The organism is Streptomyces sp. CLV115 (assembly GCF_038448545.1).
Lineage (GTDB): Bacteria > Actinomycetota > Actinomycetes > Streptomycetales > Streptomycetaceae > Streptomyces > Streptomyces sanglieri.
Genome location: NZ_JBCEWQ010000398.1, coordinates 1 through 466, shown reverse-complemented (window position 1 = coordinate 466; position 466 = coordinate 1). Strand labels below are relative to the sequence as shown.

Annotated in this window: 1 rRNA gene; it reads left to right on the top strand. The window is 57.3% G+C overall.

Annotated elements, in window-relative coordinates:
• Positions 1–466 (top strand): 16S ribosomal RNA (locus tag AADR41_RS42340); the annotation flags it as partial.

Genomic DNA, 466 nt, shown 5'->3' with positions numbered 1-466 from the left:
CCTACGGGGGGCTGCAGTGGGGAATTTTGCGCAATGGGCGAAAGCCTGACGCAGTAACGCCGCGTGGAGGATGAAGGCCTTCGGGTTGTAAACTCCTGTCAGGGGGAACGACGGGGAAAGGGTGATAAAGCCTTTCCTCCAGACGGTACCTCCAAAGGAAGCCCCGGCTAATTCCGTGCCAGCAGCCGCGGTAATACGGAAGGGGCGAGCGTTGTTCGGAATCATTGGGCGTAAAGGGCGCGTAGGTGGTTCTGTATGTCTACCGTGAAAGCGTACGGCTTAACCGTATTTTGTCGGTAGAAACTGCAGGACTTGAGGCTGGGAGGGGCTGGTGGAATTCCCTGTGTAGCGGTGAAATGCGTAGAGATGGGGGAGAACACTCGTGGCGAAGGCGGCCAGCTAGACCAGTTCTGACACTGAGGCGCGACAGCGTGGGGAGCAAACAGGATTAGATACCCTTGTAGTC